Below are 23133 nucleotides of genomic sequence, written 5' to 3'. Positions count from 1 at the left end.
AAAAACACTACTGACAACGTTATGTCAGTAGCGTTTTAGAATTTTTGGGCTTCCTCACGAATCCGATTTTTGAATGAATCGGGTTCCAATACTATTACGCCCGCTGTGAGATACCCGTATCAGTGGCTCAATAGCGCTAATGCCTCTTCGTTTTCAGGCTCAAGTTCCAACAACTTTTGTAAGTACCTCTTGGCTTCTTCAACTAAGTCTAACTCGAAACAGCAAATGGCTAGACAATAAAATACTGTAGATACGACCTCGTCTTGCTCTTCGTGTACCGAAATCTCCAAATAATATTTGGAGTGTTCGTACATGTCCATCTCGAATAGGATCAATCCGGCATCAAGCGCCAGATCATATCGCTGCTCCATGACGTAGTACGATGACCACATCAGTTGAATGCCTCTAAGCAAATCCTGCTTTTCGTCTTCATTTGATTCAGGCAACAGGTTGGAAATCCGCTTCGTACTCTGAATGAAAAATTCCGCATCATAGCCGCCCAAACGCCAAAAGCTTAAGATTTGCTGCAACCCCATGCTATCCAGATTGCGGTCCACCCACCATTTCATACTAAAAAAATCATCAGGACCAAAGCGTTCAATACAACGACGGTAAGCTAAACGCAGGTTATAATGATCCATGGGTTTATCCAGATGGAGAATACAGCCCACATTAATATTTTTATAATGATGCGGCGGGAATAACGCCGCAGCTCCTTTTTGTTCATAGACATATTTAATCGCATGGTAGTTTGCCGTTAAGGAAAAGCTTCCATGTAAGATCAACTCGGGGGGTTCTGCAAATTTCCAGCTATCCAGCAAGTGATCTCCTTTGTCTGCGGTTATCAATAGAAATCCACACTGGGATAACCGATTCAAATGCTCTAGACAAGCGATACCCGCAGCAGGAAATAAAATATGCGAGTCTTCTAGTTGTTCCTGATAAAGGGAAATCACATTGCGGTAAGGATAGGTTTCTTGTTCGTACTCGGGCGCTCGTCGATGCTCATAGCGTAAAGTGATTTGATCTAACCATTCTGCTGGTTTAAGTGAATCATGATGTTCGGATTGTTCAACATAAACATCAGTTTCATAAACTTTCCCATCGCCAATGTAAATCAATTCTTGCGGTATGCTATCGAAGAAGTAGTTGGCCACAAGAATTAACGGTTGTTTTAAATCTCCTTCACGAATCGTTGTGCCTGATACAATGAGGTTCAGCACGGAATCATGCACCGCATCAAATCGCGCAAAGTCCAGTAACCCTTCAGCAATAAACTTTTGAAACGCGGGATGCCCCTTCCATGCCATAACATTGTCCATGGCCAAATCCGTCATAATATAGCGGAACGAAGGCAGTGGGATCCCGGCGTAGTCTATTAACTGACACAATTCGTGTAACAAATGGAAAGCAAAACGTCCCGCTCCTGCCCCAAGCTCCACAATATACACTGGCTCAGAGTCATTTCCCCTATTCGCTCGATCCTGTAGAAACCCAAAGATCATTTCTGCATAGGCAGCAGCGATCATGGGATTACTCGTTATATATTGGGGAACTTGGTCATTATTCCAGGCCTTCGTTCCCTTCTCTTCATAATATTCTCGCTGGACTTTCCAGATCGGTGCTTCACTGAAACGATAACGTTGTTTAGGATTGCTTGTCATTTAGGCCTGCCTAAAAAATACTTTGTCATCGTTATATTTGGCCTTGCCTTCATTAATGATATACGTTTCATAAATTTCTCTGTGGACAGGATCTTCCACGATGCAAACTTCGATTTTCGTTACTTCGTCTCTGTGCATTCTGATCGGGGATACGGAATCCTCAAAATGTTTTTTTATTCGCGGTCTTAGCTTTCTGGCTTTTCCGACGAACAACAATTCATCTTTATCGTTGTAAAACATGAAAATTCCACCTAATTCTCTAGTGATCAGGTGAAATTCGGTAAAGCCGTAAATGTTGCTTTCCTGAGGATCAACCTTTTTGGTAATAGTGACATCAGGGGTGGGAATGATGATATTGATCATAATAGTAGTTACTTCCTTTTCCTGTATTAGATTGTATGCTGTGCTCGTACTCCAAGCTTACTACATGGTATCATTATACCCAACTTCTTACGATTCTCGCTTCACGCTGGTGTTGTCGGTGTTGTTAACCGCGAAGAGGGAATGAATGTTGCCTTCAGGGTCTGCAAAGAAGCCCGTAGTATGCCCCCAGGACATGACTTTCGGCGCAGTGATCCCTGTCGCTCCTTTTGAAATCAACTCATCATATATCTTATAGACATCCTCAGGAGTATCACATTCAAAGTTAAGCTCAAAAGATTGTCCTTTCCGCTCTTCTGCATAAGAAGGATGATCGTTTGTGTTATCCGCCATTAAGGGTGCCGAAAAAATAGCCAGACGAACGCCATCATTTTCAAATTCCGTGTAATTCTCTTCCGTTACTATCACCTTGAACCCCAGCACATCACGATAAAAGCTCGTTAATCCAGGAACATCCAGCGCCAAAATCGTAATCCCTTCTAATTTCACTCTCATCACAAGCCTTCCTCTCCTAATGCTTATTCCCAAGAATATACCATCTCTCTATATCCCACATCCCATAGGGCTTCATCCCCCTCAATAATTATTGTAAGCTCGTTTCCCTGCTCGATTAAAATAGAGCCCATACCCTGCTCATGTCGCCCGGCTTCGGCAGACGCGGACAACACCTCTTGCCCATCGACGGTAACCTTAATGCTGCCCTGGGAATCCAGATGATCCGGAATGCCATAATTAAAGTAAAGATACAACTCCTTCTTATTGCCTAGCTTATACGTGAGTGTTTCTTTGCCTTTACCTTCACTGCGGTACACATTATATTGAGGTTGCACCTCTTCGCCCCCAATCTTCAGCGGGGCCAACTCGGTTCCTGTTATTGGAACCCCGGTACCATCCTCCCATTCATGGATCGCCACAAAAGGACCCATTTCCTTCGTGAACACTTGATCAAGGACCCCAAAGACTCCCCATACCCCAATCATCAAGACAATGCCGGATATGACCGCAACAGCAATATTTCTCAAGTCTTTCTTAGTACGAAAGCCCAATTTGTACGCACCGAATCCGATAGCCGCGCCCGTTGAGTTCTGGATGACATCATTTATGTCAAAGCTGCCGAGAAAGGTGAATGCCTGTATGGTCTCCAACACGAGAATGGATAGGATAAACAGCGTCATAAAACGAACGAAGCTCACCCGATATAGCAACGGAATGAGTATACCGAAAGGAATGAAGGCTGCGATGTTCCCAAAACCCACAAAATCCATCAGCGTAGGATGCAGAAGATCGGATAGATCCGGCAGCCTAAAAAAACCGTCCGGTAGAAACATGAATGTGTATTCGGAGATTTGATCGGCCTTACCCGCTCTGCCGAAGGCGAAGAATAAAAAGTAAAGAATAAATAGGGTATAGAGTATAGTGAGGGTGAACATAATTTTACGGTGTTTCTTCAAATGCATGGTCTTTCCTCCACATGATGAGACTTCACTGCCTCATTTTAATGCCTCTCCTATGATAGCTTCAAATATTTTTTTACCTGTAAAGTCTATCATAGTTCCTTGGGAAGGCTCTTTTTTAGTAATCCATTTTAGTAATTGAGCTGAATAATAATCGATAAGAGAATTCATGCCCCGCAAGGAATTCCGCCAAAAAACTTGTCCTTATTTGTGGTACGGTTCATCGTAACATCGAGTGATTCATTTTCAATATAACAAACTCCCGTTAGCGAAATGAACTAGCGTATACGGCTGGCACAACCAGCCCTTCATTTAATTAACCTCATTGACTCCAACTCCCGATAAACTTCCTCTACAGCACAGTCGGGGTTTAGCATTTGAATCATCTCTATAGTAATAGGGATACCTTCGTAAACTTTTTCAACAACTTCTACTGGCAGGGCCAATTCATAATAATCTTTCGCAAATTGCACGAACTCTTCGGGTGTCCGGTAAATCGCACCTATTAGAAAAGCAGACCCATCGTCTGCTCCTTTTGGCATTTTAACCTTTCCCTTCTGCCAGCTCGAATCACTATTTTTACGCCATATACAAAAAGTCACATCTTCTTTTTCAATTCCTTCATGCTCCAGATGAGATAATAATTCGCTTGGAACGTTATCATAGATGCCTGGCCATACTCTATGTTCGTCTTGTGCATACGGGCTTAATTGGGACTCATGATCAAAACCCTTGATGATGGAGCCTTCAACGGAAAACAACATGATAAGATGATCCCCTGCCCCATTATCTATTTTTGCCATACAAACTCCTTCATCCCATTCTTGAACAAAGCTATGATAACGAAGCCATTCCGTCTCACAAATAATCGTATTCAGAGCTGCTTGAACGATCATTAGCCTTTTTAAGCTTTCCGGTTCTGGTAAGTGTTCTAACGTATTCATAATTTTACGCCTCGTCTTTTTAATTTAACTAGCAAACTTAGCTTAACACTTGGTTTGGAAATTCGCTTTTCCTTCCAAGATGGCCTTCAGGAATTTTTTCGACTTTCTCAACTGCTTCTGAATATCTTCAATTTCTTTAATTTTCTGCTCCACTATCTTCTTTTTTTCCTCATAGGTTAAATGAAGTTGTTGATTGACCAGCAAACTTAGCTCTTCTATAGAGAATTCTACGAACAAAAGTGCCTTCACATCATTTAGATATTCAACAACCTCTTCAGAGTAAATCCGATAATTATTCGCATCTCTTTGAACAAATACGTCCGGAATGAGGTTTTTGCGTTCATAAAATCTCAAAGTGGATATTGGCAGACCCGTTAATTTTGAAACGTCATTTATTTTCATCATTAGCCCTCTTTTTATTTGTTGCTATAAACCTAAGTTCATAGTTCATAATAAAAATAAGATAACGAATGACACAAGCCATGTCAAAAATATTAAGGTTATCTAAAGGAGAGATTCTATGTTCAACTCTATCCAAAATAACGATTTCACCCGTATCGTCAAGGGACGACGTTCCGTTCGTCGTTATGATGAGAACTTTAAAATATCGAAAGAAGAGATTCACGAGATGATCTCGGAAGCCAGCTTGGCTCCGTCCTCAGCCAATCTGCAGCCTTGGCGCGTAGTCGTGGTCGACACTCCGGAAGGAAAAGAAAAGCTAAGGCCACTTGTGCGGTTCAATACGTTACAAAACGACACTTCATCGGCCATGGTGTTAATTTTCGGGGATACCCAAAGCTACTTAAATGCTGAAGAAATCTTTAATACAGCAGTGGAACAAGGGAAAATGCCGGCTGAAGTGCGAGACAGCCAACTCAAAACCATCCTATCGATGTACCCGACTCTCCCTCAAGAAATAAAAGTTGAAGTTGCAAAAATCGATAGCAGCCTGTTTGCCATGCAGTTCATGCTGGTAGCTCGTGCGCATGGGTATGATACGAACCCAATGGCAGGCTTTGAAGTCGATCAGGTAGCCAAAGCGTTTGATTTGGATGAAGAACGCTATGCTCCGGTGATGATGATCTCTATAGGAAAAGCCAAGGAAGACGGGTATGAATCCGTTCGATTAAGCTCGGACAAGATTACATTTTGGAGATAATCTCCAAGCATAATTATTCTAACTCCTCTCTTATACAAGGCCAAAACTCCCCTCCGCTGATTTCATGGAATCGAAACCATAGTGAATTCAATAAGTATGCAGTAAAAAGACACTGAGATTTTATTCATCAGTGTCTTCTTTGGCCTTTTTCTACCGTCATCATAAGCGTTGCCGTCTAAAGCTGCTTAATGATGTCTTCCAGCTCGTCGACCAAGCCTTTTGCAGTTTCAAAATCCGTATTTTTCAAAGCCAATTCGATCTGCATTTCAACGGCCTTTTTCTTTTGTTCGTTTTCCAAATAGTCTTTATCAAAATGGCTGGCGTAGATCATCTGTCTGAATTTGCGCATACTCATTTTTCTAATCGTCTTGTCGTCAATGATCAGCACATAATCCATACCGTTTACGACTGAATAGAAATCGTGGGAAATCATCAGAATCGCGCCTTTGTAGTCTTCGATGGCTTTCTCCAGCGCGATCTGCGTATAGAGGTCCAAATGGCTGGTCGGTTCGTCAAGCAGAAGCAGGTCGGCTTGACTACCGGCGACTTTAGCCAGTTGAAGCAAGTTTTTTTCTCCACCGGATAATGATTGGATCTTCTGATCCAGAATTTCGCCTTCAAAGCCGTAGTTCGCAAGATACGCTCTAATCTCGTCATACGTTTTGAACCCAGCGTCGATGAATTCATTAAGGATCGTATTCGAGTCTTTTAGCGTTTCGCCTTGAAGCTGCGATAAATAAGCCACTTTCATATCTGCATTGATTTCGATGGAGTCATGGTTGTTTTTGAAGATTTCACGGAGCAAAGTCGTTTTCCCTGTGCCGTTCGGACCAATGATCGCGACTTTATCTGTAGATTGGATCTCAAAATTAACGTTGTGCAGAAGAAGCTCGTCGAAGGCGACGCTGTAATTGGCAACCTTTACAACAGTGGCGTCTTCCACTTCACGATCCAGATCAAAACGAATATTCGGCTGCTTGATCTCGACAAACGGCGCTTTGATTCGGCGTGCTTCCAATCTTTCCTGAAACTTAACTCTGGCTTTTAATGCTCGGCCTCTGGACGCGTCTGCAACATTCGTTGCGATCTCTCTAAGATTATCGATGAGGTGATCGTATCGCTCGATTTCTTCCGCTTCGGCGACCGCGATTTCTTGCAGCTCGATCTTGGTCTGAAGCAGCGAGAAGTTATAATCGATATACCGCCCGTCAAACTCCTGGATCTCCATGTTTTCGAGGTGGATGATTTTATTGAAGCAATGATTCAACAGATAGCGGTTGTGCGTAACGACCAGCAGCATGCCTTTGTGGGAATTGATCAATTTTTTGAGCGCGTTGAGGTTTTCAAAATCCAAAAACACGTCCGGTTCGTCCATGATCATCAAGTCCGGGCTGCCGAGCATTTCCTTCATGACTTGAATCAGCTTGAATTCCCCGCCGCTCAAGGAAGATACGCTGGTGTCTTTCAGCTTCATCAGGTTGGCGAGATTCAGTTGCTTATTAATAGTGCTTTCGAAATCATCCCCGCCTATTGCATCGAGTGCGTCCAACGCCGATTGATACTTTTCCATCAGCGAATCCATATCCGATGTGGTTTCCATCTCAGCATAAATCGCGGTGAGCTCGTCCTGGATCTTGATAAAGTCTTCCCCGATATATTCAAAAACGGTCATTTCTTTCGTTTTGTCCACCTGCGAGAACTGACTGACGTACCCGATTCTACAATCTGGGTCAATCTCCAGCTTTCCCTCGAACAAATGCCTTTCCGGGTCCATCAACATCTCGATCAGTGTACTTTTCCCGCTGCCGCTCGTGCCGATAAAGGCGCAGTGTTGGCCTTTTTCGAGCGTGAAGGAAATGTTTTGATAAAGTTCTTTTTGCGGGAAAGAGAAGGATAGGTTATCTATTTTAATCATGGAGTTACCTTTCTGAATCGCCATAACGGCGGGTAGTGTGGGGTGTGCGGCAGCTTGTAAACTTAAGGTTGCCGATTTTCAGATTAACACTGTTTGGTGGGGAGTACAATTGGTTTGTAGGTTATACTCTTGCTTTGGAATTTTCTTCGCTTACTATTAGAGCTGAATTTTCGAAAACCTCAAGGCCCTGAGTTTTTACTTCTGATATGGTTCACCGCGCTGTCTGTAACGGCAAGTTTTAAGCCATCCTTTGGGATGACCCTTAGCAGAATATATATCGGATAACCAACCGGCTTTTTATCTTAGTAAGGAACCTCTCCGATCTTTTCGAAGAGGTTCCCCCACATGATGAGACTTCACTGCCTCATTTTAATGCCTCTCCTATGATAGCTTCAAATATTTTTTTACCTGTAAAGTCTATCATAGTTCCTTGGGAAGGCTCTTTTTTAGTAATCCATTTTAGTAATTGAGCTGAATAATAATCGATAAGAGAATTCGAGAAAAAAGAATAATTGGATAGCAATACAACTCCTACACGGAGTTCCTTATTGAAAGCTAGATAACTATTAAAGCCAGATGTGCCCCCGTTATGCCAAAGGATACCTTGATCTAGAAGTTTATCCTCACCCCAGCCAAAATACCGGTTTGAATTTCCGATCCATATGGGGAGATGACTTTTTTGTAGCGTAGAGGCTATCGGATGATCATCCTTTAGATTGGCTTGGACAAATAAACTCAAATCCCTAACAGATGACTTAATTCCCCCAGCTCCTTCATATATGGAAAGATCCCAATGAGGGACTCTTCTCCCGGTTGAAGCATGCCCATCCAGAAACCTGCCATTCTGTTCCGAATCAAGCATAACGGCTGTCTCATTCATCTTTAATGGAGTCGTTATATATTTTTTCAACAGTTCGTCATACGTACTTCCTGACACCTTACATAGAATATTTCCCAGTAAGCCCACACCGAAATTAGAATATTCAAACGAATCAATGTTATCACTGTAGTCAGCATTAGATAAAAAAGCAGTTAAATCTTCCTCGGTATAAATGGAATAAGGATTCGATCTATTTTTAGACAAAATGTGGTTTGTTGCCAATACAGGTAATCCAGAGGTATGAGTAGCAAGGTTTTTCAAGGTAATCTTATTCAAATAGTCGTTTTCAGCGTTCTGCACAAACTTACCAACCATGTCATCCGAGGAGAGCAGTTTTTCCCGTTCCATTTCTAATAAGAGTATTGATGTGAAAACTTTGGTTATGGATCCGATCTCAAACAACATATTCTCAGGAGCGATCATACTTTTCTTTTTACTATTACAAAACGAATGGTATTCAATATCTCCCTCCCTAATAATCCCGATACCAAGATGTAAATATTTCTTATCTTTCGTGTAATCTGAAACAAAACTTTGTAAATCCTTCATGGTAAAAGTTACTCCTTTTAGTTTTATGAGGAATGTTGAAATCACGTTAATCAACCTATTTGGGGAAGCTAAATTATGTATTCATTTCCATTTCTCATATTCCTGCCCGTTAGCTTTAATTCACTTCATTCAAAAACTTGCATTTCTCGTAAGGTACATGAGTTGGACAGGATCGGGTAGATGAGCAACAGGACCAGAATCAGTTTGTAACGACTTGTTAGAGTGATAGAGGGGAGTTTTATACGTTCGGCAAAAATTATTATTTACGAGATAGATTTACAGTAATTTACTACGAGAAGTATAATAGGAATAATGACTCATTAATAGGAGGATATTCCTTGGATAACAATTACAAAGAGCCACAATACGAGTTTTCTCCGCTAACCCCATCTCACATTCCGCCACAGGCGAATACGAGCGGTAAAGCAATTGCCTCTTTAATACTAGGTATAATATCCTTAATTACTTTGCCCTTAGGAGGAATCATATTCCTTGGAATCATTGGCCTCTTCAGCGGTATCCTTGCGATTGTATTCTCGTCTTTATCGTTTAAAGAAATCAAGCGAGTACAGGTGCGAGGACGCGGTATGGCAATTGCAGGATTGGTATGCGGAATTGTCTCGACGTCTGTGAATGTGCTTGCCTTTGTTATCTCGTTTGTGATTGGCTTCATGAATGCTATGAATAATGTGTAAACACAACAAAACCGCTTTTCCAAAACTGGAAGGAGTCAGACTGTATAGAAAAGCTAATGAATCGTTTGTTACACCAGTCCTTTTACATGAACAGTCGTAAATTCACTTTTGGGGTCAAGTGTCCTGAAATGATCAAAGAACAGATAAGCAACAGCTGAAGTCATTGGGCATTTTCCTCTCTGGTGAGTTTCCAAATTAATGGATGTACTTTAAGTGAAAGAGGTGCATATTGGAATCACTTTCACCTTTGTAGTAAAAGCTTAGCAGTTTGTTTGCTCGTTACAGATCGTAGACCTACTATATCCCCTGCTTGGAAAGTGTCTCGAAATAGTCAATGACCACCTCCCGAAATTCCAAAGCCCCCTGCGTAAGGTACCGACTTTTGTGCCGTAACAAGGCGATTTCCCGCACTAAGTTATGGTCGTCGATATGGAGATAACGGATCGGTTCTCTTTCATTTCTGGCTGTACTCGGCATAAAGGCGATCCCGATTTCGGCTTCCACGAGTGCACTTAATCTTGCTGGTTCATCCCCCTCATACACATAATGGGGTTCAAATTCAACCGATTTACAGGCGGCGTCTACAATATCGCGAATCCCATAACCCCTCTTTACCCCGACAAACCGCTCTTCCCTGAGTTCCAACAGCGTAACGCTGTTTCGGTTCGCCAGCCGATGTCCATTCGGAACGGCAACGAGGATCGGGTCAACAAACACGATTTGGCACTCTATGTCCTCCTCATAAATTGGCGGGGAGGATAAGCAAAAATCGACCTCTCCTCTATGGAGGAGCGCGATCATTTCCCACAAGCTCGTCATTTGGACGTGGACTTGAATGTTGTTCCTCCTTTTTTGAAACGCTCGAAGGATATTGGGTAACGTGCTTGCGGTCGTTACCGCTAATTCGAGTGTGCCCGGCACCCGGCCAGCTAAATCACTAAGCTCCAGCTTCCCCTGTTCCAGTTCAAACAAAGCCCTTTCCGCACGGCGAAGGAATCGGCTTCCGGCCTCGCTTAATTTCAGTTTTCTGCCTGATCGATTAAAGAGAGGGACACCCAAACTCTCCTCAAGACGCTGAATCGTTCGGCTGAGCGAAGACTGCGTAACGTGCAGCGCTCGTGAGGCTTCAGTCATATGCTCCAAGCGAGCTACCGTGAGAAAATACTGCAATTGAAGAAGTTCCATTTCAACGCCCCATTCATTCCTTTTAGTAAATGGGATTATATCACAAAATGCGTTAGAGTAAATGTAAATACTCAAGTAAGATAACTATACAAACATAAAGGGGATGATTTGCAATGGGTGCTCAAAGTAGATGGCTAGTGATAGCCGTCGGGCTCGGGATTATGTTGAACCCGTTAAATTCTTCGATGATTGCTGTCGCAATCGCGAGGCTGCAACACGTATATCATCTAAATTTCAACGTGGTATCCTGGCTGATTTTCTCCTTCTACATTGCAAGTGCGATTGCGCAGCCCGTCGTCGGCAAGTTGAGCGATTTATTCGGGCGGAGGAAAATATTCCTAGCCGGCCTTGTCGTATCTTTCATTTCTTCTTTACTGGCTCCGTTCTCACCTAACTTTGGTTGGTTAATCGTGTCGCGTATTGTGCAATCGATCGGGACAAGTATGATGGTTGCAACTGGAATGGCCATTGTGCGCGTTCATATAACGGAGAAGCAGGCGACAGCCCTATCCATTCTCTCTATTTTCATGTCCGGAGCGGCAGCCATCGGACCCTTCGCCGGGGGAGTCTTGCTAGAGTGGTGGGATTGGCCTTCGATCTTTATCATCAATATTCCGTTTGTGGTCATAAGCTTTCTCTTAGCTTGGAGAATGATCCCCAAAGGTCAACCGGCTTCCTTTGAAGGCCGCATGTCCATTCGTAAATGGCTGGCTATGATTGATGCCCCAGGGATTATATTTTTTACTATCGGACTGGTTGCCCTGCTAGTCGGCGTACTGTCGGCTAACTCATCCGGATATGTCTCATTATGGAATGGGGTTGTTGCAGCGATCGGCTTTGCGGCTCTGGGCGTGTTCATCCGACACGAGTTAAGAACGACGTCGCCCTTAATTCCGCTGCGTACATTTGCCTTATATCCATCGATAACCTGGGTAAATGTACAATTCATGCTGGTCAACCTACTATTCTATGCCCTATTCTTCGGGCTTCCGTCCTATTTGCAAATGGTGCGTCATGTTAGCGAGTTCCATACCGGCCTCCTGATGCTGACCTTAGGCGTGAGCTCCCTTATTGCCTCCCCCATCGCAGGCAAATGGATCGACAAATCGGGACCCCGTCCTGCATTAGTGTTATCCGCAATCTTGATGGTAGTCGGTTCGGTGTGGATCGTGACCTTAAATGAAACGTCACCGGTGATCAGCGTGAGCTTTGCATTGACTGCATTCGGGATCAGTAACGGGCTGAATTCCGTCGGTATGCAGGCAGCCTTGTTTAAAAGTTCCCCTAAAGAAATAGCCGGTGTAGCATCAGGTCTGTTTAATACTTCGCGGTATCTGGGTACAATTTTATCTTCCTTATTGACAGGAATCATCATGAGGGGGACGTTCAGCTTCGCAGGATTTCGCCTTCTTGGGGTATTCCTCACAGCCGTTGCTTTAATTCTTGTTGTGATTAGTCTTCGATTTCAGGTGTCTGGACAACGGAAAGGAACTAGTGCGAATAATGGAGTTGGCTAGTAAAATTAACTACCCGACAGTCCAGAAGCACCTTTTGAGTTACCCCCTTCCGCAAACTGCAGAAAAGCTCACAAAAGCCTGTTTACACCGAATTTACTTACCAAACGCTTCAAGAAAATTCGCGTCATTTGTGATACGGTTCACCGTACTGTCTGTAACGGCAAGTTTTCTATGTTTTGTCCCCTTGCACCTGATTATCATAGTCCTTCCACTTCTCTCCCCAACCATGCATGGTGTAGTACACCCGAAGGAAATCCATCCCCTTGTCTGTCAAGGAATACTCGACGGTTACAGGTACGGTTGCAAAGACCTGACGATGAATAATGTGGGCCTGCTCCAAAGTACGCAATACGTCCGTTAACGATTTGGTGCTAATGTTGCCTAAGGCTCTCTTCAGTTCATTGAATCGTCGAGGAGCTGTAGCGAGTTCACCAATAACCCAGAACGTCCACTTACTCCCCATAATTTGCATAGCTTCCACCATTGAGGCAGAGCATTCTTCTTTTTGGCTGTGTGAATACATCATCCACCTCACAATTACTAATAGTAAGCAGCTTCATTAGGGCAAACTAAATAAGATAAATGTGCCTTCTTTAGCTCCATAGTTGATTCCATTATACTTCATAGTAATTCATTCATAAAATAAAATAAGTCGTTGGGGGTAAAATCACGATGCGTACAATTGTCATTACCGGAGGAACCGATGGAATTGGAAGGCAATTAGCCTTACAGCTCATACGCAAAGGGGAATATGTCATTATTATCGGTCGTAGTCCGAAGAAAGGCGAGGCTTTACGGCTAGAGTCCGCAAAGTTAGGCGGGGAAGACAGATTCTTATTTCTCCAAGCAGATTTAAGCCTTGTCTCAGAAAATATTCGGATAGTCCGAGAAGTAAGCGAAAGAGTAAATCACATCAATCAATTAATACTCTGCGCACAATCCCAAAAATTTAGCAAAGTGTATCGAGAAACGAAAGAAGGGTTTGAGCATCATTTTGCATTGTATTACTTGAGTCGATTTATTCTAAGCTACCAATTGCGTGAACTACTCAGGGGCAGCGAGGCCCCTCTTATTGTCAACGTTTGCGCTCCAGGCGTGAAAGGGGACATCGAATGGGATGATTTGCAACTACAGACTAAGAAGCCTTTTAACAGTATTAAAGCCATTATGCATGGCAGCAGACTAAACAACTTGCTAGGTGCGGCATTTGTCCAAAGCGCTGCAGATATGAATACCAAATATGTATTATTCAATCCCGGAGCCGTTCAAACAAAAGGAGCAACGGAAGCATTCGAACACAAGTTGATAAAAATATTGGTCAAGCTCATGTACAATATAATCGGGCTACCTGTCCAGAAAGCAGTAGAACCCATTCTTCATTTCATACAATCGCCGCCTGAAGCTCCGCTAACTGCATATAAACAAAGCAAGAAATTAGATATAGTTCAAGTTATACACAACAAAGATCAATTCGAAAGGCTAGTATGTCTCACGCTGGAATTAATAAAACGTAAATATGGGGACTTCAAGATTGACTAAGAATGAACACACCAATAACTTGCCGTCACCTATGATAGTGTTCTCCGCTCTGTCTGTAACGGCAAGTTTTAGGGCCATCCTTCCGGATGGCCCCACTCTGGTCTAGCTTTGTTCCCCGTGAGTTAAGTATTATCAATTCTTACCCTCAGGTACACTCCAAACTTCAATGAAATTACCGTCTATATAAGAATTAAAGATGTTCTATATAAGATGAATTAAAGATGTTCTAGTATTTCGTCTGACTCCATCAGCACACATAGGCGGTCGATTATGACTTGGGGTTTCTCCATAATCGACTCCATGAAGGAGTGAACATTGTTGCGAATTTCTGCAACCGTATGGTAGAAAACATTATTAATTACATCGCCTTTGAGCCACTTCCATAATCCCTCGACAATGTTGAGCTTCGGGCTGTACGGCGGAAGAAAGATGAATGTGAGTCGGTTGTTTTCATTCAAAAATGGCTCAAGTAGCTTCGCGTGATGAATTCGAGCGTTATCCAAAACCATGGTGATGTTTCCCGAAGGGTACGCTTCAAGAATCTTGTTCAAGAATTTCAAGAATGTTTCCGCCGTATACTCTTCGTCTTCGTGCCAGACTATTTTCCCCTTGCAATAGTCGATGGTCGAGAGTAACTTTACGCCGCGATGCTTACCCGTTGTCTGAATCACCCGTTGCTTGACAGGGTCTGCAGCGGCAAGGGTGTACGTGGGTTTCGTGTAGCTCATACCCAAATGCTCCATCCACTTGGAGACGCCACGCAGCGAATATTTGCACCCATACGTCCGCTCGGGTGTAGTCTGCGATGATCTGCAACGTCCAATTGAATCTAGCGGTAAAGCCGACCTCTGACGGTACATGGTTCACGATGACACGCTTCAGCTCGTCCCGCTCTTCTTCCGTGAGTCGCGGGGATCGCCCAGGTGAGAAACGCATGGTAGACCTGAAACCCCTTCTTTTTCGAAGGCATGGATGTAGATACGAATGGTTTTCTCCGAACGACACAGGATCGTGGCGATTTCTCTTACAGGCATACCCATGAGTCGCAAACGAATAGTCTGAAGTCGTTCATACATTCGACGATCCTTCGTTGATTTCATTCGTTCTTCAATTGTCGCCATAGCTTCTTGGTTTTCCATCCCGTTCACCGTCTCAATAAGGGGCTATTCTATTTCGACGGTGAGGCTCCAAAAACCTCCCTGATAATGGAAGATCAATGATTCAATCTATATAGAAAGGGAAAATGGAATGGCGGTACAGTCCTCGGATACGACGTAGTCGAGGTGGAAAGCGGTCGCGGCGAGGACTCCGTCCTAAAAATCAATCACATCGAAGCAGAGCTTGTAAGGAAAATCTTCAGGATGTACGGTAGCGGCCAAGGCCTTCGAAGCATCGCAAACCAGCTGAACGCCGAAGGCTACAAGACCAAACCAGGAAACGCCTTTAGCAGCGTTGCGGTCAAAACGATCATCAACAACCCCATCTACATCGGCAAAATCCGCTACAACGTACGGGAAAACTGGAATGAGAAACGGCGGAAGGGGACAAACAAAGATCCCATTGTCGTTGACAGCGAACACGAACCGATCATTAGCACGGAATTGTGGGAGGCTGTTCAGAAGTTCTACAAGAAGAAGGCCGTCTCCGCTCCTCGAAAGTTCGACGGCATCTACCTTCTGACGGGGCTCATGAGATGCCCTCAGTGCGGGGCGACGCTTGTCGCCCATCGTGTAAATGACACGCTGAAAAACGGGGAGAAGGTCGTCCGGAGGTACTACATTCGCAGTAACTTCCGAAACAAGGGGAGCCGCGTCTGTAACTCCAACTCAGTCAAAGCAGACTTCGCCGAAAGCTATGTCATCCAACGGATCGCGGGGGTAGTACAAACGCCAAAATTGCTGGACGATATTGTCGTTAGCCTCAATAAGTCGCGTAGCAAGAGCGTTGCTCCGCTTCAAAAAGAGCTAGCTGCAATCGAGCACGGGTTGAAAACTCTAGACTCCCAGAAGCAAAGGTACTTTTCCCTCTACGAAAGCGACACGATCGATAACGACATGCTGGTTGAACGCATCAACGAGTTGAAGTCGAAGTACGACGTACTCGCAAACCGGAAGTCCGAAGCAGAACGCCAGCTTGACGAAAATCAGGCGGAACCCATCCCGCTCCAGCTTGTACGCAAAACACTCAGCGACTTCAACGGGCTTCTTCAGACCTCTCCAGTCGAAACGCAGAAGACCCTAATACAGACCATAGTGAAGCAGATAGCCGTACAGCAAGGCCAAAAGCTTCGAGGCATTGAACTGAAATTCGACGAGACGCTCAGACAATGTCTCGTCGTCGCAGCCCCCTCCACCGACAAGGTGGACGGGGCTTTTCCTTTGTCCAGACGCAAGTACCCCTCACCCTTTACGATCGTGATCTAGAGCCTCTCCCTTTCTGCAAAGCGAAAGTACCGTCAGAAGCGCGTTCGCTGCCAGCATCGACACTTCTGACAATTTTCTTTCCCAGCCTCGGGGAGTCTCCTCCATTCACGAAGCCCTTTTCCCTCCGTGGGATGTGACGAGGATGCTCCACTCAAAATGCGATAGCCCTATGTACCTTTTCAGCGTTACCATAGCCCGAAACCTACACACATATATACAAATCCATGCCCCGCAAGGAATTCCGCAAAAAAACTTGCCCTTATTTATGATACGGCTCCCCCCGATTTATCTTCACCGCCCGATAAATCTGCTCCACCAACACTAGCCGCATGAGCTGATGGGGCAGCGTCATGCGCCCAAAAGACAGCCGCTGCTGCGCGCGGCTGATCACGGCATCGGCGAGCCCGTGGCTCCCTCCGATCACAAACACGACATGGCTCGTCCCATACGTGCCGAGCCTGTCCAAACAAGCGGCGAGCTCCTCCGAGCTCCACAGCTCGCCGCCCACTTCCAGAGCGATGACATGCGCATCGCTCTTCACCAAACCCAAAATGCGCTCGCCCTCTCGCGCCTTCACCTGCAATACCTCCGCCTCACTCATCGTCTCCGGCGCCTTCTCGTCGGGTACCTCGAGAACTTGGAACTTCACATACGGGCCCAGCCGCTTCGCGTACTCTGCAATGCCCTGCACCAAAAACTTCTCCTTCAACTTGCCGACCGCAATAATTTGAATAAACATTACCGAGACCTCCATTAATTTTTGATCCATAAGGCCTACTATGACAGGTCCCCTTTTGCCTAAAGCCACTATCAACAGACGTCTCTCAGACTTTTTGTTCCCCGACATGCAACGCCGAGCCAACACAATGACTCTAACGGACATACAAGACCTTAATTCGCCGAATAATGGCTATTATAAAATTTAACGGACACAGCAGACCTTATTGGCCCTATAAACGGAACACAAGCCTCCATTTTGCCTAAATAACGTCTCCCATGTCCGTTACAATCAGAAAAGTGAAATTTCACGCCTAGTAACGGCGCTGGTGTCCGTTAAAAACTCTAAACCCCAGTTGAATCGAGCTTCAACGCCTGGAATAAGCAACGCTCTCCATACCAACTACCATATATCCTGTGGAGGCCGACGCATTGTCCCACCATCCCCGCTACCAAGCAAAAAGGCAGCTTTCTCCCGCTCCCGCGCAACTTGAGAAAACCGCCTTCTCGATACTCTTTTTTAGGGCTCCTCAGCCCACCCGCCCCCGAATCCCATAACGCCAAACCAAACAACCTTCCTTACACGATCAAAAATTTCGCCTCATGATCGCAATGCTCGCATTTCACCGGCGGTTCCCAATCGATGAACTTCGTGTGCTCCAAATCGACGACGTCCGGGGCATCCTCAAACTCATCCACAAACATATCGATCGCCAGCTCCACATGATCTTTGCAAACTACATACATACCTCAAGCATCCTTTCCCTACCGCTCCCGCGGCGCGCTCCGTATTAACAGGTTGTCCTTTATCTGTTCTACCATACTCCGCCCCAAAAAGGAACCGCACAGATCACTTATAACCAAACAATCTGCCCCTCTTCGCCATTCCTTAACATTGTACCCGCTATCGCTTACCGCCTCAATCAACCTTCCAAGCTAACCATTTGCCTACCCTTCACCTGATTGCCCAGCCCGCTCCGGTTCCACCGCCTCCGTCAGCGCCCGCTCCAGTTCATCGGCATGACGCGCCTTCTCCTCCGCCGACCACCCGAAATAGCCCGCCATATAAGCGATCACCGGCTCCTTCCACCTGCGCGCCCAAGCGATATCAAACAGCAACGAACCCGTTCTTCGGATAAAAAAGTCCCCCGGCGTCACCACCATCTCCTCATCCAGAGCGTACTTCAGCGGAACCGCCACCTCCAGCGGCAGCGCGTCAGACCCGGCCACAGGCCGTGCTTCCCCTTTCAAATTAGACTCAACTTCGGCCTCAGCCTTCACTTCCGCCTCTTCTGCCATCGAACCGGTCCAACCGGTTTCATCGCTCTCCGACCTAACGGAACCGCTTCGCTCTTCTGCTTCCCGCTCCGGTTTCACCGCGCTATTTCCCAATCCCTTACCCGTCCGCAACATCTCGCTGGCGATCGCCATCAACTGGCCCGCGTTCGAGCCATACTTCATTGCCCATGCCGCGCCCAGCTCCCGCGGAAGGCCAAGCTCCTCGGCTTCTGTGCTCTTGGCCTGCACATATCCATAAAAAGCATCCCCGCCCCCCACATGCCCTCCCGATATGGGCAAGTGCTTTGTCGTACAGGCATGGAAGCGCAGACCATGCTCACGCCCCAACTGGGCGGCCACCCGGTCGACGACCGTCTCGGCCATTTTACGGTAGCCCGTCAGCTTACCGCCCGCCATCGTAATCAGGCCGGAGTCCGACTGCCAGATTTCATCCCGGCGCGAAATCTCGGACGGCGATTTCCCTTCCTCATAGATCAAGGGCCGAACGCCCGCCCAGCTTGATTCCACGTCTGCCGCCGTGATCCCAAGCGAAGGAAACATCCCGTTGATCGCATCGATCACATACTGCCGATCTTCCGCGTTCATGCGCGGATGGGCGATATCGCCCTGGTACACCGTGTCCGTCGTACCGACATAGGTCTTGCCCTCCCGCGGAATAGCAAAAATCATCCGCCCATCCGGCGTATCAAAATACACCGCCTGCCGCAAAGGAAACCGCTCCTGGTCGATCACCAGGTGCACGCCTTTGGTCAACTGCAGCATTTTGCCCTGCTTGGACCCATCCCATTCACGCAGCGTGTCTACCCACGGCCCGGCGGCATTAACGACCTTCCGAGCCCGCAGCTCGTAAGTCCCGCCGCCGATCCGATCCCGCACCGCTGCGCCAATCACCCGGCCGTCCTCATAACGGAATTCGGTCGCCTTCGCATAATTTACCGCCATTGCTCCTTGCGCCACGGCGGCCTTCAACACCTCGATCGTAAGCCGCGCGTCGTCCGTGCGGTACTCGACATAGTAGCCGCCGCCGAGTAGCCCCTCGCGGCGCAGCATCGGCTCCTTCGCCAGCGCGGCTTCCGCCGACAACATCGACCGCCGCTCTCCCCGCTTCACTCCGGCGAGCAGGTCGTACACGCGCAGGCCCACCGACGTGCTGAGCCTGCCGAACGTGCCGCCCTTATAGATCGGCAGCAGCATCCATTCCGGTGTCGTCACATGCGGACCGTTCTCGTACACGATCGCACGCTCCCGACCGACCTCCGCCACCACCCCGATCTCGAGCTGCTTCAAGTATCGCAGCCCGCCATGCACCAGCTTCGTCGACCGGCTCGACGTCCCGGCGGCAAAGTCTTGCATCTCCACCAGCCCGGCCCGCATCCCCCGCGCCGCCGCATCCAGCACAATCCCGGCGCCCGTAATCCCCCCGCCGATCACCAGCACATCCAGCGGCGCCTGTGCCATCTGTTGCAGCAAGCTCGCCCTGCCTTTACCCGAAAACGGAGAATTCATTTCGCCCAACCCCCTTTGCTGAAGAAGTGCATCCTGCGATATATCCTCACTTCCCCGATTGGCGCTTACTTTGCAATATATACCCAGGGTTCGAGTAATGTCCTGCCTGCACCTAAGTAACAATACTCCGCCGCGCCACGGCGCCCAAACGCAATCCTCAATTTAGTTAAGCCCCGCACAAACAACTATCTGCTCCAACGCCAACTTTCGTGATCTATGTAACTCCATATTTCTTAATGTACCTTTGCGTTTGTGCTTCTTTCGAGCCATCCTTCCACTACTTACCCCTGTGCGCCGAAAAATAACTGGATTTCCTCCAGTTATTTCCCCCATTTTCGCGTCTTTCTCAAGATTAGATGGAAAACCTCCATCTAATTTCCGGGTTTTTGCCCAAATCAGCTGCTGGACCCCTAATTAACTGTAGGATTTCCAGTTAATTGTCCTTCAAGCTCTCATTAGGCTGAATTAGTTGTAAGTTTTCCAGTTAATTTACGGTGACGGCTGCCCAGCCGCACCAGCCACCCCACAAAAAAAGACCCCACCACACCTCAGACGCTAAATTCTACGACTGTTCATGTAATGGGATCTTCTGTTTCGATCTTCTGTTTCGATCTTCTGTTTCGATCTTCCGTTCCGATCATTCTATTTTGATCTACTGCTTATCAACAATTTCGCTTTATTTGCCTTCCGATCCTTCCGCCTCGGCGTCGAGTTCCGCTTCGGACGGCTTGTCGGAGAGCTTCACGGTTACGCTTTGCGGCTTGCCGTCGCGGTAGAAGGTAACCTCCAGGTCTTCGCCGATCTTCTTGTTCTCGTACAAATATCTCCGCAGCTCCAGCGTGGATTCGATGGGTTGCTTGTCGAACTGGGTGATGACGTCGTTCAGCTTCAGGCCTGCGTCCTTCGCGGGGCCATGCGCCTCTAGCACGATCACGCCTTCGGTGACATGGCTCGGCAAGTTCAGATCCTTCCGCTGCTCATCGCTCATCGCCATATACGGATTATTCAAGTCGAGCGAGTATACGCCAAGATACGGGCGGACGACTTTGCCGTACAGCATCAGATCGTCTACCGTCTTCATGACCTCGTTGACCGGAATCGCGAATCCGAGCCCTTCGACCCCGGTATCGGCGATCTTCATCGTATTGATGCCGATCAGCCTTCCGTTCAGGTCGACCAGCGCGCCGCCGCTGTTGCCTTCATTGATCGCCGCGTCGGTCTGGATGACTTCCTGTTCCCAGTCGTAAACGCCGTCCTGGCTCAGCGAAATCGGAATCAGCCGGCTCGTATAGCTGACGATGCCCGAAGTCAGCGTTCCGCCCAAACCGAGCGGATTGCCGACCGCAATCACCGTTTCGCCGGGACGAAGCTTCTTGGAATCCCCGAGATCGATGACGGTGTTAATCCCCTTGTCATCCACTTCGAGTACCGCGATGTCGTTGATGGAGTCCTGGCCGACGACCTTGGCCTTACGCGAATCTCCGTCGCTCGTCACCACTTCCAAATTGTCGGCTCCGGCAATGACATGGGTATTGGTGATGATGTAAGCCTTGCCTTTATCTTTCTTGTAGATCACGCCTGAGCCCAGCGCCGCCTGCTCCGGATCTTCCCCGGTCAGATCACTGTGGTTCAGGATGCTCACTACGGCCGGGGCTACCTTGGCCGCAGCCGTACTGATCCGGTCGAACGGATCGCCTCCCATACCCGCCGCGGAACTGCCGTTCGCTCCGGCTTCATTGGAGGCTGAGGGGAGTCCGGTGATCAGGCTGAACAACAGTACAGCGACCACCGCACTCAGGATGGAAGAAACCAGGGAAATCTGCAGCGTGGACCATCCGGTCCTCCGTTTGTTTCCCTGCCAGCGCTGGTTGCCGTCCGGACTTCTGCGAAGCGGCCGTCTCGACACCCTGGTGGAGTAAAAATCATCATCAAACAATCCCATCCCGTTTCTCTCCCTCCATGGACTACCCGGGTCCTGATGCCCAATTTATCTATAATCTTTATTACCCAAGAGTCGCCGCACATTTCACTTTATGCCGTGACGGCACAGCCATATTCCCGTTCAACCCTTTACTATCTTAACGTAATAAAATGGCTGGATGTTGCCTCACCGGGAAAGAAATTTTCTTCCGTTTTTCGTACATCAGGAATGTTTATGCCGATGTCGGACTACACTAATAACAAAGCGCTAGATTGATAGATTTATTTTACCATATCCGGGGGGTTCTGGTGCATTTTCCGTAAAGGGAAATTTCGGGAACATAGACCCTTGCGCGACGATCCTGTTTTTAAACCAAAGGAGGTTCAAACCGTTATGAATTCCCACTTTTCCACACCGATGAATGAGGTACACGTCCTTGCCAAACTGGCCGATATGAAAGAAGAGCATTACCATCAGCTGGTAACGCTCAGTGCGATCATGGAACTATTGGTTGAGAAAGGCATCTTGACCCGCAAGGAAATCGAACAAAAAGCGGCCGAACTCGACCGGTTTATAGCTCCGCCACAATATCCCACGGTGTAGGACGGTCAAAGTACGTATCCCGCAGCTTGAATTCGTTGTCTTTGTAAAAGCAACCGCGGTCCTCCATGGAGCCGCGCACGGCCATACGGGCAAGGTCCAGCATGTTATGCTCACGGCTCAAGTGCGCGAGATACGTCCGCTTGATCCGGCCGTTCATCAGCTCGCTCAGCAATTCGCCCGTCGCTTCGTTGGACAAGTGGCCCATGTCGCCGAGAATGCGCCGCTTGATATTCCAGGGGTAGCGCCCCATGCGCAGCATCTCGATATCATGGTTTGCTTCCAGTACCAGCACATCCGAATCGGCAATCGCCGCCTTCACCTTGTCGCTGGCATAGCCGAGATCGGTGCAGACGCTCAGCTTTTCCTTGCCGTCATAGAAGCAGTAGCCCACCGGCTCGGCGGCATCATGCGAGATCGCAAACGACTCCACCCGCAGCGATCCGAAATCCCGCGATTCTCCCGTACCCAGTACACAGCGGTTTTCGTCCGGAATTTGGCCGATCGATTTTTCCATAGCGCTCCATGTCTTCTCGTTGGCATACACCGGAAGATTATATTTTCTCGCGACAGCCCCAAGGCCCTTGATGTGATCGGAATGTTCATGCGTCACCAGAATGCCGTTCAAATCCTGACCCGACACTTCGCGCTCCATTAACAGCTCATCGATCCGGCGGCAACTGAAGCCCGCGTCGATCAACAGCGTCGATTCCCCGTTATCCACCACCGTCGCATTCCCCGTCGACCCGCTCGACAACACTGTAAATCTTAATCCCATGATTCCC

23 protein-coding genes are annotated in these 23133 nt (G+C 47.2%); 6 read left to right on the top strand and 17 right to left on the bottom strand.

What is annotated here, in order from left to right; all coding sequences use genetic code 11:
* Positions 1–119: 119 nt before the first annotated feature.
* From ACLB09_RS12560 to ACLB09_RS12535, 6 genes are all read right to left on the bottom strand, one after another.
* Entirely contained in the window at positions 120–1664 is a 1545-nt protein-coding gene (locus ACLB09_RS12560; protein WP_410770177.1) for a tetratricopeptide repeat protein, read from the bottom strand.
* The gene (locus tag ACLB09_RS12555) at positions 1665–2027 is read right to left on the bottom strand and encodes a nucleotide excision repair endonuclease (RefSeq protein ID WP_410770176.1); all 363 of its coding nucleotides are present in this window, start codon (positions 2025–2027) and stop codon (positions 1665–1667) included.
* Between the two features lie 87 nt (positions 2028–2114).
* Complete coding sequence (locus tag ACLB09_RS12550) at positions 2115–2540, bottom strand: VOC family protein (RefSeq protein WP_410770762.1); 426 nt, start codon at positions 2538–2540, stop codon at positions 2115–2117.
* Between the two features lie 23 nt (positions 2541–2563).
* Complete coding sequence (locus tag ACLB09_RS12545; protein ID WP_410770175.1) at positions 2564–3502, bottom strand: VanZ family protein; 939 nt, start codon at positions 3500–3502, stop codon at positions 2564–2566.
* A 305-nt stretch (positions 3503–3807) separates the two neighbouring features.
* Complete coding sequence (locus ACLB09_RS12540; protein WP_410770174.1) at positions 3808–4443, bottom strand: hypothetical protein; 636 nt, start codon at positions 4441–4443, stop codon at positions 3808–3810.
* A gap of 42 nt (positions 4444–4485) precedes the next feature.
* The gene (locus ACLB09_RS12535) at positions 4486–4845 is read right to left on the bottom strand and encodes a MerR family DNA-binding transcriptional regulator (protein WP_410770173.1); all 360 of its coding nucleotides are present in this window, start codon (positions 4843–4845) and stop codon (positions 4486–4488) included.
* A gap of 118 nt (positions 4846–4963) precedes the next feature.
* On the opposite strand from ACLB09_RS12535, the gene ACLB09_RS12530 reads away from it, so the two are divergent.
* Positions 4964–5602 (top strand): nitroreductase family protein, encoded by a 639-nt coding sequence (locus ACLB09_RS12530; RefSeq protein ID WP_410770172.1) that lies wholly within the window; start codon positions 4964–4966, stop codon positions 5600–5602.
* Positions 5603–5777: 175 nt separating this feature from the next.
* Here the strand turns inward: ACLB09_RS12530 and ACLB09_RS12525 are convergent, their stop codons facing one another.
* Together ACLB09_RS12525 and ACLB09_RS12520 are read right to left on the bottom strand one after the other, a co-directional pair.
* Positions 5778–7517: an ABC-F family ATP-binding cassette domain-containing protein gene (locus ACLB09_RS12525; protein ID WP_410770171.1), complete on the bottom strand. Its 1740-nt coding sequence runs from the start codon at positions 7515–7517 to the stop codon at positions 5778–5780.
* Between the two features lie 364 nt (positions 7518–7881).
* A complete protein-coding gene (locus tag ACLB09_RS12520; protein WP_410770170.1) occupies positions 7882–8946 on the bottom strand; it encodes a serine hydrolase domain-containing protein in 1065 nt (354 codons plus the stop codon).
* A gap of 338 nt (positions 8947–9284) precedes the next feature.
* On the opposite strand from ACLB09_RS12520, the gene ACLB09_RS12515 reads away from it, so the two are divergent.
* Positions 9285–9641, top strand: a complete 357-nt coding sequence (locus tag ACLB09_RS12515; RefSeq protein ID WP_410770169.1) for a DUF4190 domain-containing protein — start codon at positions 9285–9287, stop codon at positions 9639–9641.
* 297 nt (positions 9642–9938) lie between these two features.
* Here the strand turns inward: ACLB09_RS12515 and ACLB09_RS12510 are convergent, their stop codons facing one another.
* Positions 9939–10826, bottom strand: a complete 888-nt coding sequence (locus ACLB09_RS12510; RefSeq protein ID WP_410770168.1) for a LysR family transcriptional regulator — start codon at positions 10824–10826, stop codon at positions 9939–9941.
* A gap of 113 nt (positions 10827–10939) precedes the next feature.
* On the opposite strand from ACLB09_RS12510, the gene ACLB09_RS12505 reads away from it, so the two are divergent.
* Positions 10940–12343, top strand: coding sequence for an MFS transporter (locus ACLB09_RS12505; protein WP_410770167.1), 1404 nt, complete (start codon positions 10940–10942; stop codon positions 12341–12343).
* 169 nt (positions 12344–12512) lie between these two features.
* Here the strand turns inward: ACLB09_RS12505 and ACLB09_RS12500 are convergent, their stop codons facing one another.
* Positions 12513–12869: a winged helix-turn-helix transcriptional regulator gene (locus tag ACLB09_RS12500; RefSeq protein ID WP_410770166.1), complete on the bottom strand. Its 357-nt coding sequence runs from the start codon at positions 12867–12869 to the stop codon at positions 12513–12515.
* A gap of 146 nt (positions 12870–13015) precedes the next feature.
* On the opposite strand from ACLB09_RS12500, the gene ACLB09_RS12495 reads away from it, so the two are divergent.
* Positions 13016–13882: an SDR family NAD(P)-dependent oxidoreductase gene (locus ACLB09_RS12495; RefSeq protein WP_410770165.1), complete on the top strand. Its 867-nt coding sequence runs from the start codon at positions 13016–13018 to the stop codon at positions 13880–13882.
* A gap of 215 nt (positions 13883–14097) precedes the next feature.
* Here the strand turns inward: ACLB09_RS12495 and ACLB09_RS12490 are convergent, their stop codons facing one another.
* Together ACLB09_RS12490 and ACLB09_RS12485 are read right to left on the bottom strand one after the other, a co-directional pair.
* Entirely contained in the window at positions 14098–14742 is a 645-nt protein-coding gene (locus ACLB09_RS12490) for an IS630 family transposase (RefSeq protein ID WP_410770164.1), read from the bottom strand.
* An 18-nt stretch (positions 14743–14760) separates the two neighbouring features.
* On the bottom strand, positions 14761–15021 hold the full coding sequence (locus ACLB09_RS12485) for a helix-turn-helix domain-containing protein (RefSeq protein WP_410770163.1): 261 nt from the start codon (positions 15019–15021) through the stop codon (positions 14761–14763).
* A gap of 144 nt (positions 15022–15165) precedes the next feature.
* Between ACLB09_RS12485 and ACLB09_RS12480 the strand changes: the two genes are divergently transcribed.
* Positions 15166–16305, top strand: coding sequence for a recombinase family protein (locus tag ACLB09_RS12480; RefSeq protein WP_410770162.1), 1140 nt, complete (start codon positions 15166–15168; stop codon positions 16303–16305).
* Between the two features lie 259 nt (positions 16306–16564).
* On the opposite strand, the gene rlmH is transcribed toward ACLB09_RS12480, so the two are convergent.
* The 4 genes from rlmH to ACLB09_RS12460 all read right to left on the bottom strand — a co-directional run bounded on the left by rlmH (position 16565) and on the right by ACLB09_RS12460 (position 21769).
* Positions 16565–17044, bottom strand: a complete 480-nt coding sequence (gene rlmH, locus ACLB09_RS12475; protein ID WP_410770761.1) for a 23S rRNA (pseudouridine(1915)-N(3))-methyltransferase RlmH — start codon at positions 17042–17044, stop codon at positions 16565–16567.
* Between the two features lie 557 nt (positions 17045–17601).
* Positions 17602–17769, bottom strand: a complete 168-nt coding sequence (locus ACLB09_RS12470) for a CxxH/CxxC protein (RefSeq protein ID WP_410770161.1) — start codon at positions 17767–17769, stop codon at positions 17602–17604.
* A gap of 201 nt (positions 17770–17970) precedes the next feature.
* Positions 17971–19827: a glycerol-3-phosphate dehydrogenase/oxidase gene (locus tag ACLB09_RS12465; RefSeq protein WP_410770160.1), complete on the bottom strand. Its 1857-nt coding sequence runs from the start codon at positions 19825–19827 to the stop codon at positions 17971–17973.
* Positions 19828–20503: 676 nt separating this feature from the next.
* Positions 20504–21769: a S1C family serine protease gene (locus ACLB09_RS12460; RefSeq protein ID WP_410770159.1), complete on the bottom strand. Its 1266-nt coding sequence runs from the start codon at positions 21767–21769 to the stop codon at positions 20504–20506.
* A 372-nt stretch (positions 21770–22141) separates the two neighbouring features.
* Between ACLB09_RS12460 and ACLB09_RS12455 the strand changes: the two genes are divergently transcribed.
* The gene (locus ACLB09_RS12455) at positions 22142–22351 is read left to right on the top strand and encodes a hypothetical protein (RefSeq protein WP_410770158.1); all 210 of its coding nucleotides are present in this window, start codon (positions 22142–22144) and stop codon (positions 22349–22351) included.
* Here the strand turns inward: ACLB09_RS12455 and ACLB09_RS12450 are convergent.
* Complete coding sequence (locus ACLB09_RS12450; protein ID WP_410770157.1) at positions 22320–23126, bottom strand: MBL fold metallo-hydrolase; 807 nt, start codon at positions 23124–23126, stop codon at positions 22320–22322. The two genes, ACLB09_RS12455 and ACLB09_RS12450, sit on opposite strands and share 32 nt — an antisense overlap.
* Positions 23127–23133: the final 7 nt, after the last annotated feature.

Origin of the sequence: Fontibacillus forbon (genome assembly GCF_046559655.1) — a bacterium.
Lineage (GTDB): Bacteria > Bacillota > Bacilli > Paenibacillales > Paenibacillaceae > Fontibacillus.
The sequence above is the reverse complement of the archived record's forward strand: the minus strand, read 5'-3'. Positions and strand labels throughout refer to the sequence as shown.

Coding starts and splice junctions, on each gene's coding strand:
- ACLB09_RS12560 (WP_410770177.1), bottom strand. CDS start 1,664: ATGACAAGCAATCCTAAACAACGTTATCGTTTCAGTGAAGCACCGATC.
- ACLB09_RS12555 (WP_410770176.1), bottom strand. CDS start 2,027: ATGATCAATATCATCATTCCCACCCCTGATGTCACTATTACCAAAAAG.
- ACLB09_RS12550 (WP_410770762.1), bottom strand. CDS start 2,540: ATGAGAGTGAAATTAGAAGGGATTACGATTTTGGCGCTGGATGTTCCT.
- ACLB09_RS12545 (WP_410770175.1), bottom strand. CDS start 3,502: ATGCATTTGAAGAAACACCGTAAAATTATGTTCACCCTCACTATACTC.
- ACLB09_RS12540 (WP_410770174.1), bottom strand. CDS start 4,443: ATGAATACGTTAGAACACTTACCAGAACCGGAAAGCTTAAAAAGGCTA.
- ACLB09_RS12535 (WP_410770173.1), bottom strand. CDS start 4,845: ATGAAAATAAATGACGTTTCAAAATTAACGGGTCTGCCAATATCCACT.
- ACLB09_RS12530 (WP_410770172.1), top strand. CDS start 4,964: ATGTTCAACTCTATCCAAAATAACGATTTCACCCGTATCGTCAAGGGA.
- ACLB09_RS12525 (WP_410770171.1), bottom strand. CDS start 7,517: ATGATTAAAATAGATAACCTATCCTTCTCTTTCCCGCAAAAAGAACTT.
- ACLB09_RS12520 (WP_410770170.1), bottom strand. CDS start 8,946: ATGAAGGATTTACAAAGTTTTGTTTCAGATTACACGAAAGATAAGAAA.
- ACLB09_RS12510 (WP_410770168.1), bottom strand. CDS start 10,826: ATGGAACTTCTTCAATTGCAGTATTTTCTCACGGTAGCTCGCTTGGAG.
- ACLB09_RS12505 (WP_410770167.1), top strand. CDS start 10,940: ATGGGTGCTCAAAGTAGATGGCTAGTGATAGCCGTCGGGCTCGGGATT.
- ACLB09_RS12500 (WP_410770166.1), bottom strand. CDS start 12,869: ATGATGTATTCACACAGCCAAAAAGAAGAATGCTCTGCCTCAATGGTG.
- ACLB09_RS12495 (WP_410770165.1), top strand. CDS start 13,016: ATGCGTACAATTGTCATTACCGGAGGAACCGATGGAATTGGAAGGCAA.
- ACLB09_RS12490 (WP_410770164.1), bottom strand. CDS start 14,742: ATGTACCGTCAGAGGTCGGCTTTACCGCTAGATTCAATTGGACGTTGC.
- ACLB09_RS12485 (WP_410770163.1), bottom strand. CDS start 15,021: ATGGAAAACCAAGAAGCTATGGCGACAATTGAAGAACGAATGAAATCA.
- rlmH (WP_410770761.1), bottom strand. CDS start 17,044: ATGTTTATTCAAATTATTGCGGTCGGCAAGTTGAAGGAGAAGTTTTTG.
- ACLB09_RS12470 (WP_410770161.1), bottom strand. CDS start 17,769: ATGTATGTAGTTTGCAAAGATCATGTGGAGCTGGCGATCGATATGTTT.
- ACLB09_RS12465 (WP_410770160.1), bottom strand. CDS start 19,827: ATGAATTCTCCGTTTTCGGGTAAAGGCAGGGCGAGCTTGCTGCAACAG.
- ACLB09_RS12460 (WP_410770159.1), bottom strand. CDS start 21,769: ATGGGATTGTTTGATGATGATTTTTACTCCACCAGGGTGTCGAGACGG.
- ACLB09_RS12455 (WP_410770158.1), top strand. CDS start 22,142: ATGAATTCCCACTTTTCCACACCGATGAATGAGGTACACGTCCTTGCC.
- ACLB09_RS12450 (WP_410770157.1), bottom strand. CDS start 23,126: ATGGGATTAAGATTTACAGTGTTGTCGAGCGGGTCGACGGGGAATGCG.